Consider the following 12,295-nt stretch of genomic DNA (forward strand, 5'->3'; position numbering starts at 1 on the left):
CTTGCGGATAAAAGTAGAAAAAAAGAAGTGGATTTCTCCACTTCAAAAAAGTCTAATATTTGGGGGTCACTACACAAGTGCTGTTTTTCCTATTAAATCATGCTTACTGAGCAATAGACCATGCAGTTAGTTGTGCTTTTTCATTTTCCAGTCGCCTCTATCAACCTCGCTCCGCATCCTCGTAGTTGAGCTGCGAAACACAGAAAGCTGTGTCTATCTTATCCTGTCCGCACACCCGCTCCGCTGGGCTGTTTGCGTCAGGATTGCGATAGTCTTCGCTTTCTAATCGTGTTTCTCCACATCCTACTTTTAGTTGAGCTGCGAAAGCCAGAGTCTTTGCAAAAAAGATAAGTTGTTTTGATGCGCGCTTCGCTGCTCTCTTCAACAACTTCCTGTTTTTGCTGTGACTCTATCGGGCTTTCTCCGCATCCTTAAATAAATTGTCCATCTTGTTCCATTTCTTGTCCAATGGCCAGCAGCCAGTCTTCCTTGCCTTTTGGGGCAGTAAATTGGATGCCTAAAGGCAAACCGTTCGCTGCTAAGTAAGTCGGCAGACTGATAGATGGCTGACCAGTCAAGTTTGCTTGCATGCCAAACGGTGTGATCGGCAGACTTTTTTCAAACATTTCCCAGACGATCTGCTGCTGTTCTGCTGAAGAAAAGGAGTCGATCTGACGCATACGTTCCAGTGTTGCCGCACTTTGCCATTGTGTTCCAACTTTTGGTGCCGTTTCTGCTGTAGCAGGTGTCAAATACAAGTCATATGTTTCATTAAATGTCGCCATTGTTTCAGCTGCTTGGTCCCAAGTGTTCAAACTTTGTGAATAGCTGGCAGCTGAAATAGATTTGCCTGCTTGAAACAACACCCATGTTACTAGTTCCATATCCTCTATCGTCAATTTTCGCTGCAGAGATTGCTCGATTCCTTCCAGCATTGCTGTCGTTTCGCCTGAATTCATGAGGTAGTAAGACTTCATTAAATGGATCCCGTCAATATCAGGAGCAGCTTCTGTTACTTGGTGCCCATTTGCCTCCAACCATTTAACTGTGTCAAGGACAGCTTGTTTAGCTTCTTCACTGACTGCTGAGCCGACCGGAGATGCCAGCGAGAAGGCGACGCGGAATTTTTTAGCAGATTTTTCTTTGAGCAAGTTTATATACCCACTTTCAAATAGGGGCGTTTGAAAAGCAGCGGCTGGCTGAACAACCTGCAAGGCATCTAACATAGCGGCCGTATCGCGTATCGACTTGGTCAAAGCAAAGCTGATCGAAGCACCTTGCCAATTTCTGCCGACGCCAGGCCCAATCGGCGTGCGCCCGCGTGTTGGTTTGAGTCCGACTAACCCGGTGAAAGAAGCCGGAATACGAATCGAGCCGCCACCGTCGCTTGCACCGGCAACAGGTGACATCCCTGAAGCTACAGCTGCCGCAGCCCCACCGCTTGAACCGCCTGGAGAATGATTCGTATTCCAAGGATTGCGTGCTGGGCCGTATAGTTCTGGTTCCGTAATATTTTTAAAGCCAAATTCAGGGGTGTTTGTCTGCCCAATCACAATAAAACCGGCCTTTTGCAGCATGGCGGCAAAGTGGCTGGTTTGTTTAGCTCTATTGTTTTTTAATAACTTTGCTCCTGAAGTACTTGGTTCTCCTGCTAGATCTTGTCCTAAACCCTTTACAAGTATAGGAATTCCGCCATAGACTTTTCCAGAAAAGTCTTGTTTTTTCGCCTCTTGCAAAGCTTTTTCTTTTCTTGTGTGTGTGACAGCGTTTAAAATAGGATTTTCCTTTTCGATTTTACAGAAAGCTTTCTCTACTAGTTCTTTTGGTGAAACCAATTTTTTTTGGACTTGCTCGACATAATAAAGACCATCTTTTGTTCTATCAAATGGATACATATTTTCCCTCTTTCCTACTGTATTCCTTTCAAGTGTAGCATTGCAGATAGAAAAAAGGAAGGGGATCAGAAAAAGGGATTCATTTTAATGCTGCTCTAATGACTTTTCCAAAAGAATACAAGGAACGTTGTTTTCATAAAATTCTTCAGAGGCTGTTTTATAGCCTAATTCACGATAAAAAGAAGCGGCTGTTTGCTCAGAATGGATCAGCGCTTTGGTACAGCCTTTCTTTTGGCCGATTTCTTCTAATGCTTGGATGATCGTTCTGCCGAGTGCTCTTCCGCGATAAGCTTTTAGTGTTGCAATTCTTCCAATACGAATGGTTTCCTTATCCAAAATCTCATATCTTCCAGTAGATATCGGGTGCTCGTTGTCATAGATAACGGCATACTCAATTGCAGCCGTGTCTTGTTGATCAAATTCTTCTGCTAATTCCATATTTCGTTCAAGCACAAAAACGGACATTCGCACATAAAAAGCGCCGGCCTTATTCCATATTTCATTGCCAATGTGGAGTTTCATTTGTTTTTCCCCTCCTATAATGTGGGTGGTTCTTCCTTAGTTTGGCAAAATAATGTTAAAATTTCAATCAATATGAAGGAAGCAGCTAGGCGCTGAATAAGCAGGAGTTAAGACGATTGATATGAGTTGAAGAAGAAGAAGAAAAGAGTGTAAGATAAAGATAAAGAAAAGAACTAGCTTTTTAAAAAGGAGAATAAATATGAAGATGCTTTTTAGCGACTGGAATACGATTTTTAGAATTTTGCTTGTTGGGACTTTAGCTTATTTGTTGCTGATTCTAGTTTTGCGAATCTTTGGAAAACGTACATTATCAAAGCTGAATGCTTTTGATTTTGTTGTAACGATTGCTTTAGGATCTATTTTAGCTACGATTTTAACAAGTCGTGATTTAACATTGGTCGATGGAACGATTGCGTTCACGATTTTGATTTTTCTGCAATTTATCATCACCAAATTGACGATTTATTTCCAAATAGCCGACAAAGCGGTAAAGGCGAGTCCTACATTATTGTTTTACAAAGGGCAGTACGACTTTGAAGCAATCAAAAAAGAACGGCTCTCTGAAGAAGAGATTCTTCAAGCCGTGCGTTCAAAAGGCTCGGCCTCAATGGAAGACATTTTAGCCGTTGTTTTAGAAACAAGCGGAGACCTTTCGATTATTCAAAAAAGATCAAAAAGTAGCCCTGAAAGCAGTACGCTAAAGAATATCAATAAAGATCATTTTCAATAAGCAAAAAAAGGGAAAAAGCCATAGCTGGTCAATCAGCTATGGCTTTTTTGTAACATCTTAAACAAGTTTCACTAAGAAGTATTTTTTCTTGCCGCGGCGGACTAAGATAAATTTGCCTTCAAAAGAGTTTTCTGGTGTGATGACAGCTTCCACATCTGTTTCTTTTTCTCCATTGATGGAGATGGCGCCATTTTTAAGGTCTTCACGGGCTTGTCTTCTGGAAGGTTCAATACCCACCACATCGACTAACCACTCTACAATATTACGCGCTTCTTTGGGAGATTCAAAAGTTGGCATGTGCTTAAAGCCTTCTTCGATCTGATCAGCCGTCAAATCCTTGACATCACCAGAGAAAAGAGCGGCACTTATTTTTTCAGCGTCTTCAAGAGCCGCTTTACCATGCACGAATTGGGTCATTTCACGAGCCAATGTTTTTTGTGCTTCACGTTTATGCGGTTCAGCTGCTACTTTTTCAGCCAATGCATTGATGTCTTCTTCTGACAAGAAAGTAAAGTATTTCAAGTATTTGATCACATCTCGGTCATCTTGGTTTAGCCAAAACTGGTAAAATTCGTAAGGTGTTGTTTTTTCGGGATCCAGCCAAACTGCTCCACCTGCTGTTTTGCCAAATTTTGTGCCATCAGCTTTCAGCATCAATGGAATCGTTAAACCGAAAGCTTTTGCGTCAGCACCTTCTTGCTTGCGAATGTATTCAAGCCCGGCTGTAATGTTTCCCCATTGATCAGCTCCGCCAATTTGCAATTGGACATCTTCTTCTTTGTATAAATGCAAGAAGTCGATGGACTGAAGAATTTGGTAAGTAAATTCAGTAAAGGAAATACCTGTTTCTAATCGACTGGAAACAATTTCCTTAGCAAGCATCGTGTTGACATTAAAACTTTTACCAATATTTCTTAAAAAATCAAGCAGTGTCAAATCCTTTGTCCAATCAAGGTTGTTGACGAGACGAATGGCTTTTTCGTCTTTGCCAGCGTCAAATAGCTGCTCCATTTGTTCTGTTAGTTTTGCAGCATTTTGCTCAACTTGTTCTTTAGACTGCAGCACCCGTTCTTGAGATTTGCCGCTCGGATCGCCAATCGATCCAGTTGCACCGCCAATCACAATCACTGGACGATGCCCAGCTAGCTGGAACCTTTTTAAGATCATAAAAGGAATCAAATGACCAATGTGCATACTGCCAGTCGGATCGATTCCGCAGTAAACCCCGATTTTCTTTTCTTGTAATAATTCACGCAAACCTTCTTCATCCGTTTGTTGATTGATGGCGCCGCGCCATGTTAACTCTTCTAAAATGTCCATTTTTTTCTCTCCTTTTTTAAGCTGATCTATGTAAAAAATAAAAAAGCCCCGATGCGTAAAGAATATTCTTTACCCATCGGGACGAAAAAATTTCCGTGTTACCACCCAATTTGCATGCAGTTGCTGCATACCACTCGTTTACTATTATCGCCAGTATCGCGCTTGAAATGAATCAAGTTACTCCTGAGTGTAATTCGGATCGATGATATGTATCGGATTCCAGCAACCTCCGACTCTCTATAAACAGGGATCATATCCTACTGCGCTCATTCACAGTAAAAAAGCTATTCGAATGCTTACAGTATAGAAGACCATGACCCAAAAGTCAAGAATACAAAGGACGCGGAGCGAGTCTCTGCCTCGTGCAGCTCAACTAAAAAAGCAGGATATGGGGCGACCCCGAAAGAACAATTAAGTCGCAAAGATCTTTGGTTTTTCTCCCTATCACGTTGGAACGATTTGCTGTCAAATTGCATAACAGTCGATCCTGTGAACAAGTTAAAGTTTTTATACTCTAAACTTGTTCACAGAGGACTGGTCTATGAACAAGTTAAAGCATTTATACTCTGAACTTGTTCACAGAGGACTGGTCTATGAACAAGTTGCAGCTTTTACGTTCTGAACTTGTCCACAGAGGTCTGATCTATGAACAAGTTAAAGCTTTTATACTCTGAACTTGTTCACAGAAGCCTGTTCTATGAACAAGTTGCAGCACCATAACATTCAACATGTGCTGCTAAACATAATCTGTTAATATCTTTCTAAAATCCATCACTTCTATTTGGATATTTTCAATATTTTGTCATTTAAAAAAGTCAATATTTTTTTTGTTTATTCATATCATGCATGAACTATTCCGCCTTGGAACCTGATAAATTTAAAGTGAAGTAGTTCAAGTTCCTTTCAATTTCTTTCTTTTATTCATTTTGACTGAAACTGGGAATCATATCTAGCTTAATTAAGGCAATGTCTCAAATGAACATTTAAAACATGATCATAGGTGAACGGCAATAATTAAAAAACTTCAAAAAAGTATTGACTTTTTGCTGTACTAAATACATAATACAGATGTCGTTGTATTAAGAGCACGGTACACATTTTTTTAAACGAGGTGTACTAATGTGGTGATACACTAAAAGTACTTAATAAAGGAAGGTGAGACTTCAAGATGAATCAGACTTTTAATAAGCGAGAGCCGGTATATGTGCAAGTTGTTCGGCAATTCAAGGAGCAAGTGGCTTCGGGAGAACTTTTGCCGGGACAAGAAATGCCATCGAGACGAGAACTCGCGCAAAAATTAAAAATCAATCCAAATACGGTACAGCGTGCCTATAAAGAAATGGAGCATGAAGGTTTGATTTACACAGAAGGAAATATGCCTAGCAAAATCACAGAAGATCAAAAAATACTGATAAAAGTGAAGCAAGAACTGGTCACAGAAGCAGTGGACGCGCTAGTTAAAGCGATCAAGCCAATCAAGGTTTCGTTTGAAGAGATTGAGCCGCTTTTAAAAGAACGTTTTATGAGTGAAAAGTAGAGGAGATGAACGAAGATGATCGAAGTCAAAAATGTTGTGAAGAAATATGGACGCAAAAGTGTATTAAAAGATGTTTCTTTTACTGCACAAAAAGGTGAAGTCACTTGCTTGATCGGGATCAATGGAACAGGAAAAACAACGATTTTAAATGCGATCATGAATCTCGTGCCTATCAACAGCGGAGAGATCCTCATCGACAACCAAAAGCTGTCAAAAGAAAGTTATGAAACAGTTGCTTTTATCCCAGATACGATTATTACAATGCCCTCGATGACGATTGGACAAGCAATGACATTTATGCGCGACTTTTATGATTCATGGAACCAAGAACGAGCAGATGAGCTGCTGGGATTTTTCCGCTTAAAAGCTGAAGATAAGATTTCTTCGTTGTCTAAAGGAAACACAGCTAAAGTCAATATTTTGTTAGGTTTAGCATTAGATGTCGATTATTTATTGATGGACGAACCGTTTTCTGGAATTGACGTGTTCAGCCGTGAAGAAATCGCGAATGCTTTTACAGACTATCTTGTTGAAGACAAAGGGGTCATTATTACCACACATGAGATCGGAGATGTTGAGCATTTGATCGATCACGTGGTTTTAATAGACGAAGGCACGATCGTTAAATCTTTTGCGGCAGAAGAAGCGCGAGAAGAAGGCAAGTCGATCGTTGACATCATGAGGGAGGTTTTAGTGCGATGAAGAATTATATCAAGCTGGTCCGTTTTGAAGTCGATCGCTTTTCTAAAATATACGGCGCATTGATTGGACTGACGATTCTTTTGCAAATAGCCGCTGTCGTAAGTGCAGAAATGGGTTATATGAAAGAAGCAAATAGTTTGATGCTAGAACAAAGATACACATCAGTACAAGTCATAGAGCATTTAGGGAAAATCAGTATGCATACGGTCTCCTATACCACTTTATTTGTTTTCTCTATAGGAATCGCTGTAGTATCTTTGCTGATTTATTGCTTATTTATTTGGTATCGTGATTGGTTTGGCAAAAATATGTTTATTTACCGTTTATTGATGCTGCCGCTTAATCGTATTCAACTATTTTTTGCAAAACTGACTACGATCCTCTTATTTGTTTTTGGTTTGGTGGCTGTGCAGCTTTTATTGTTTCCTTTGGAAGAATTTTTACTGAGAAAAATCACTTCGGCCCCTTATTTTGAGCTGGTCTCACTTGAAACGCTTAGCCAAAGCCATCCATTTCTCAGTCTGATCTTACCCCATTCTTTTAGTGGCTTTTTAATCGCTTATGGCATTGGAACGTTGGCAGTCATTGTGCTGTTCACTGTCATCTTATTTGAACGCAGCTACCGATGGAAAGGGATCTTTATTGGTGCAGCGTATGTTTTGATCATAGCAGCCATCCTGATTGGTCCGCTTTATGCACCGTTAAACTTCTTATTTTATCAAGAGATTTTTTGGTTGTATCTTTTCTTAAGTTTCTTGATCGGCGGCGTTTCTATTTGGCTTAGTTATTGGCTGCTTCAGCACAAGGTCACGGTGTAGAAATGAACAAAGATATACTTTAAAGATCTGACCTATTTGTTGAGCAAAGCCTTTTTGCTCAATCAGTTATTTAAAAGGAGTGAAAGAAATGAAGCGGTACTGGAAAGTTGGACTATTAAGTTTAATAGCATTTCTTACGATCGGCTGGTTTTACGTGGAAAAAGCAGTTGCGCGAATGAAAGCACCGGAATATAACATCGAAACGCTCTCCGGAGATGATAAAGCGATTGAAGGTCTGGATTTAAAAGCAGGGATCGTCAGAAATGATGAGGTGTTGAGCAATGTTGGAATAAGCAAAGAGGGCTCATTATTTGATCACGATTTGCCTTATTTTGAACAAAGAGAAGGGCTATTTAATGTAGATTCTAGCCTTCAAAAGTTGTACAAAGAGCATAAAAGTTTTTTGCGCGGGAAAACTTTTTCTCCTAATCAGTATTTTGAAAATGACAATATGTATGTGTATGTCGACAAAAACAGACAAGAAAAAAACAAAGAATCTACTCAATTGGATATTTCTGTGTTAGAAAAAGCTTCTGGAAAGGAACTAGAATATAAAGTCTCTTTGCCTTTAAAGGATACTTCTTTCTTCTGGATCGCGAATGTTCAAGTAGTTGGCAAGCAATTGGCAGTCTCAGCAAGCAGCAGTACAAGTAACAGTAAGACCGAAGAATGGAATATCTTTTACTTGGATTTAACTAAACAAGAAACGGATTCAAATGATAAAGCAGCACTGAAGGACTTAGGCATAGATGTGCCGGCACAAGCTGCTGTATACTTTTCTCCTGTAACAAACTTTGAAATCAAGCAGTCAAATGATCTGGAAGTTTTGGAAGTGCATATCACTCAGCAGGGAGAAGAGAATGAAGAAGGATCCGTTACGGAAGAGGAGTTAACGCAAACGCATTACATCGTTTATGATTATGGCGCAAAAGCCTTTTCTGTCTTGTCTCTGCCTAAAGAATTGAAAGAACGCGGAGCTGAACACTTATCAGTAGCAGAAAAAAGTCTTTATCTTCCAATGTTGACTGGTCAACAACTAACGCTTTATCATACTGTATCGGCTTCTTCTGGTTGGACAAGTAAAACGATTCAGTTGCCAAAAGAAGTGACTATTGATATGAAAAAAGCAGGCTATGATACAACTATAAAAGAGGATAAGCTGTATCTTATCAGTACAGTTGAAGACCAAGATACCGATATTTTTGTTGCGGTGATTGATTTGCACACAGATAAAGTGATTTACACAGGTAAAGTAAATACAACGAGCGAAAAAACAAGCAAACAAGAAGAAACTGCCTTACACCTTTATGACATTAACGTCGAATAGAAAGCAGCAGAAAAGGAGCCTAAATTTAGGCTCCTTTTTGATGTTGTTGTTTGATGTTTTCCTTCACTAGGATCGTTTCATGTCGCGCCACAAGTTCCAAGGATATTGGTTTGGCGGCAAAGATTGAACGTCCATCGGTTCTTTTCTGACAGGATGTTCTAAAGAAAGAGCGTGAGCCCAAAGTGCGATTTGTTCTCCTGGAACAGTAAGGTGTTGACCATATTTTTGGTCTCCAAAAAGAGGGTGACCAGTTTCAGATAATTGCACGCGAATTTGATGGGGTCTGCCAGTATGCAAGTTAACTGATAAAAGACTCATTCCCTTTTTTGAGGCCAGCACTTCATAATCTAGAACGGCTTTTTTCGCATTTGAATGGTTCGGTGAAACAGAAAAAACTTGATTCTTTCGCTTACCTTTATAGAGATAATGCACTAATTCTGCTTTTTTTAGTTTAGGTGTACCATGGACAACTGCGAGATAGCGGCGCTCGATGGTTTGCCGGCGAATCATATCTGATAAACGAGATGCCGCTTTGGACGTTTTGGCAAACACCATGGCACCTCCAACAGGGCGATCCAATCGGTGTACTAGACCAAGATATACATTTCCTGGTTTTTGATGGCGGACCTTTAAATCTTCTTTTAACATCGTAAGCAAATCTTTATCTCGGCTGCTATCTGCTTGAACAGGAATATTGACAGGTTTTTCTACCATAAGTAGATGGTTATCTTCATACAATATAGAAATATCTAACAATTCTTAACTCCTTATGCACATATGTTTCAATGTTGAATCTCTTTAACCCCTTCAAGTTTAATTTCAGAAAACCACTTTTCAAAAAAATAGCCTTCAATTTTCTAAGGGGGTTTCATACTTTCTTTTTTAATGAGGAAAAGTCGGTGAAGCGGCAACTTTCAAAGAACGATTGGAACGCATCTGTTTTTCATCACCATCAGTGACTTGTTTGTCCATCAATTTCATTTCCCGAGTGTGGTTACTAAACCATTATGTCAAAAAAGAAACTACAATCCATAGCTTGCAGCGTGTTTTCCGCCGTCCTTTTCCCGACCGAATGCTCTGTCTGCCGAAAAAAGCATAAACGTTTGTGTACATGCATGATTACTGCCTCGTTGACGATAAGAAGACAGCTAATGACCAATTTTAATTTTTAATAGATAATGCCATCGTGTTGCTTGAAAAAAAGTTTTTTCTGCGTTAAGGTAAAGGTATCAAATAAAATAAAAAACATTCAGATAGAGGCGCGATTTTTATTAGTAATTTTTTGGAGGATGACACCTATGAAAAAAGAAGAAAGGAAAAATCGCCGAAGTGACAGGGACTGTCAAAAACCTGTTGCTGGGATTGGATAAAAGATATCCAATACTGTCATAGCTTTAGCTATGGAGGACTATCGAGCAATGGCGTGCAGCATATGTAATATTCCAGCACCTTGAGCCGATAACGACTCCGGGTGTTTTTTCTTTTTTCAAAAAAAAGGAGCGAAAAAGGAATGTTGAAAAAAATAGGTTTGTTGGTCGGTGCCTTGTTTTTACTGACACCGCAGACAGTTTTTGCTGCTGAAGCGCAGAGTAGTCTAGCCAACGAAGCGGGGTGGCTGACGTTGCTTCCGCCGCTCGTTGCGATTATATTAGCTTTTATAACCAAAAATGTCTTGTTGTCCTTATTCTTAGGGATTTTTTCCGGCACGATCATGATTGAGATGTTTGGCGGTGCCAATATAATCAGTGCTTTGACAGGCGGTTTCTTAGATCTCGTGCAGCTGATTTTGGACTCTTTGGCCGATCCATGGAATGCAGGGATCATACTGCAAGTCTTAACCATTGGCGGTTTGATCGGCTTGATCACCAAAATGGGGGGAGCGCGTGCTGTAGCAGAAGCTTTAGCTAAAAAGGCGAAGGGTCCTGTCAGTACTCAAGTGATCACTTGGGTCTTAGGCTTATTAGTCTTTTTCGACGATTATGCAAACTCATTGATCGTAGGCCCGATCATGCGCCCTGTTTCAGATAAAATGAAGATCTCTAGAGAACGGCTGGCATTTGTTGTTGATGCGACAGCCGCTCCGATCGCCGGTATTGCAGTGGTGTCCACTTGGGTCGGTTACGAAATAGGGTTGATCAATGATGCTTACGCTTCAATAGGACACGACGTCAATGCTTATGGGATCTTTTTAGATACGATCCCTTACCGATTTTATAACATTTTGATGCTGCTGTTTGTTTTGGTCACTTCTTTGACCTTGCGTGAATTTGGATCGATGCGAACGGCTCAAATGCGTGCACGTAATGAAGGTAAGTTGATTGCGGAAGGTTCTGAAGTTCAAGCAGAAGAGGAAGAGGATGAAGAGCTGCCGGCTGCAAAAGAAAAAGCCACGATTTGGAATGCGTTGATTCCGATTGGTGCCCTTATTGTCTTTTCATTTGTTGGCTTTTATACAAACGGTCGCGATATTATTCTCAACGGCGATAATCAGCAGTTGATCCAACTGATGAAGGATCAGCCTTTCTCCTTTACAACTTTCAGAGAAACGTTTGGAGCTTCTGATGCCAGTATCGTTCTGTTCCAAGCTGCTTTGATTGCCAGCATCATCGCCATCATCATGGGCGTTGCGCAAAAACTGTTTAGAATCGGCGAAGCGCTTGATATTTGGATCGATGGGATGAAATCATTGGTGATCACAGGTGCGATTTTGCTGATGGCGTGGTCTTTAAGCGGCGTGATGACCCAATTAGGAACGGCAGACTTTATGGTTTCACTATTAGGAGAAACGATGCCGGCATTCTTGTTGCCAACTGTTATTTTTGTGTTTGGCGCGATTATTTCATTTGCGACTGGAACCTCATATGGAACCATGGGGATTTTGATGCCCTTAGCGATCCCGCTAGCGGCTGCTCTGCAACCGGAAAATCCTGAATTTGCGATCATGTCAGCCGGGGCAGTGTTGACTGGGGCAATCTTTGGTGACCATGCTTCGCCAATTTCAGACACGACGATTCTATCTTCTATGGGCGCTGGTTCAAATCATATTGATCATGTTAAAACGCAATTGCCTTATGCAGTAGCCGTTGCGCTAGTAGCAATTTTGTTTGGTTATATCCCAGCAGCATGTGGCGTGCCGATTATGATTATTTTACCAGTATCTGCTATTGCGACGATCGCCATGATCTTTATTTTAGGTAAAAAAGTAGATACAAGTGAAAAGCTCAAAGGAAAAGCAAAGTAAATGATGAGATGCTATCCTTTTTCGCGGCAACAAGTTGCTCGCAATAAACTTGTCCTTTTAAACAATGATTTCATGAAGATGTAACTTGAAACAAACGAAACTTAAACATCATAAAAAGCAGCCTTTACAGAAAATATTTTCTGTGAGCGGCTGCTTTTTTTGGTAGCCCAGTTTGCGGTATGGTACAGTAAAAGAAATGAGAC

General features: G+C 40.4%; 10 protein-coding genes, 1 riboswitch and 1 other annotated feature. Of the genes, 6 read left to right on the forward strand and 4 right to left on the reverse strand.

The genetic code is table 11. The annotated features are described in order from the left end of the window. Positions 1–431: 431 nt before the first annotated feature. Positions 432–1,895 (reverse strand): amidase, encoded by a 1,464-nt coding sequence (locus BM057_RS08265; RefSeq protein WP_047390684.1) that lies wholly within the window; start codon positions 1,893–1,895, stop codon positions 432–434. A gap of 84 nt (positions 1,896–1,979) precedes the next feature. Further along, a complete protein-coding gene (locus BM057_RS08270) occupies positions 1,980–2,417 on the reverse strand; it encodes a GNAT family N-acetyltransferase (protein WP_047390686.1) in 438 nt (145 codons plus the stop codon). Positions 2,418–2,616: 199 nt separating this feature from the next. On the opposite strand from BM057_RS08270, the gene BM057_RS08275 reads away from it, so the two are divergent. Next, positions 2,617–3,147 carry a DUF421 domain-containing protein gene (locus tag BM057_RS08275; RefSeq protein WP_092092850.1) on the forward strand — a complete coding sequence of 177 codons (531 nt, stop codon included), beginning with the start codon at positions 2,617–2,619 and terminating at the stop codon, positions 3,145–3,147. Between the two features lie 57 nt (positions 3,148–3,204). On the opposite strand, the gene tyrS is transcribed toward BM057_RS08275, so the two are convergent. After that, a complete protein-coding gene (tyrS, locus tag BM057_RS08280) occupies positions 3,205–4,467 on the reverse strand; it encodes a tyrosine--tRNA ligase (RefSeq protein WP_092092852.1) in 1,263 nt (420 codons plus the stop codon). Positions 4,468–4,541: 74 nt separating this feature from the next. Further along, positions 4,542–4,750: a binding site (T-box leader), on the reverse strand. A gap of 885 nt (positions 4,751–5,635) precedes the next feature. Between tyrS and BM057_RS08285 the strand changes: the two genes are divergently transcribed. From BM057_RS08285 to BM057_RS08300, 4 genes are all read left to right on the forward strand, one after another. Continuing rightward, positions 5,636–6,004 carry a GntR family transcriptional regulator gene (locus BM057_RS08285; protein WP_047390689.1) on the forward strand — a complete coding sequence of 123 codons (369 nt, stop codon included), beginning with the start codon at positions 5,636–5,638 and terminating at the stop codon, positions 6,002–6,004. Positions 6,005–6,019: 15 nt separating this feature from the next. Then, positions 6,020–6,706, forward strand: a complete 687-nt coding sequence (locus BM057_RS08290) for an ABC transporter ATP-binding protein (protein WP_047390690.1) — start codon at positions 6,020–6,022, stop codon at positions 6,704–6,706. Then, positions 6,703–7,524 (forward strand): hypothetical protein, encoded by an 822-nt coding sequence (locus tag BM057_RS08295; protein ID WP_092092855.1) that lies wholly within the window; start codon positions 6,703–6,705, stop codon positions 7,522–7,524. The genes BM057_RS08290 and BM057_RS08295 overlap by 4 nt, the downstream gene beginning before the upstream one ends. A gap of 88 nt (positions 7,525–7,612) precedes the next feature. After that, on the forward strand, positions 7,613–8,851 hold the full coding sequence (locus BM057_RS08300) for a hypothetical protein (protein WP_092092857.1): 1,239 nt from the start codon (positions 7,613–7,615) through the stop codon (positions 8,849–8,851). 66 nt (positions 8,852–8,917) lie between these two features. On the opposite strand, the gene BM057_RS08305 is transcribed toward BM057_RS08300, so the two are convergent. Then, positions 8,918–9,607: an RluA family pseudouridine synthase gene (locus BM057_RS08305; protein ID WP_245741891.1), complete on the reverse strand. Its 690-nt coding sequence runs from the start codon at positions 9,605–9,607 to the stop codon at positions 8,918–8,920. 490 nt (positions 9,608–10,097) lie between these two features. Then, positions 10,098–10,270, forward strand: a riboswitch (Lysine riboswitch). Positions 10,271–10,361: 91 nt separating this feature from the next. Here BM057_RS08305 and BM057_RS08310 point away from each other — a divergent pair. Next, positions 10,362–12,092, forward strand: coding sequence for a Na+/H+ antiporter NhaC family protein (locus BM057_RS08310; protein ID WP_092092859.1), 1,731 nt, complete (start codon positions 10,362–10,364; stop codon positions 12,090–12,092). Positions 12,093–12,295: the final 203 nt, after the last annotated feature.

Source organism: Pisciglobus halotolerans (assembly GCF_900113675.1).
In the GTDB taxonomy this organism is placed as follows: Bacteria; Bacillota; Bacilli; order Lactobacillales; family Carnobacteriaceae; genus Pisciglobus; species Pisciglobus halotolerans.

Coding starts and splice junctions, on each gene's coding strand:
- BM057_RS08310 (WP_092092859.1), top strand. CDS start 10,362: ATGTTGAAAAAAATAGGTTTGTTGGTCGGTGCCTTGTTTTTACTGACA.
- tyrS (WP_092092852.1), bottom strand. CDS start 4,467: ATGGACATTTTAGAAGAGTTAACATGGCGCGGCGCCATCAATCAACAA.
- BM057_RS08275 (WP_092092850.1), top strand. CDS start 2,617: ATGAAGATGCTTTTTAGCGACTGGAATACGATTTTTAGAATTTTGCTT.
- BM057_RS08300 (WP_092092857.1), top strand. CDS start 7,613: ATGAAGCGGTACTGGAAAGTTGGACTATTAAGTTTAATAGCATTTCTT.
- BM057_RS08295 (WP_092092855.1), top strand. CDS start 6,703: ATGAAGAATTATATCAAGCTGGTCCGTTTTGAAGTCGATCGCTTTTCT.
- BM057_RS08265 (WP_047390684.1), bottom strand. CDS start 1,895: ATGTATCCATTTGATAGAACAAAAGATGGTCTTTATTATGTCGAGCAA.
- BM057_RS08270 (WP_047390686.1), bottom strand. CDS start 2,417: ATGAAACTCCACATTGGCAATGAAATATGGAATAAGGCCGGCGCTTTT.
- BM057_RS08285 (WP_047390689.1), top strand. CDS start 5,636: ATGAATCAGACTTTTAATAAGCGAGAGCCGGTATATGTGCAAGTTGTT.
- BM057_RS08290 (WP_047390690.1), top strand. CDS start 6,020: ATGATCGAAGTCAAAAATGTTGTGAAGAAATATGGACGCAAAAGTGTA.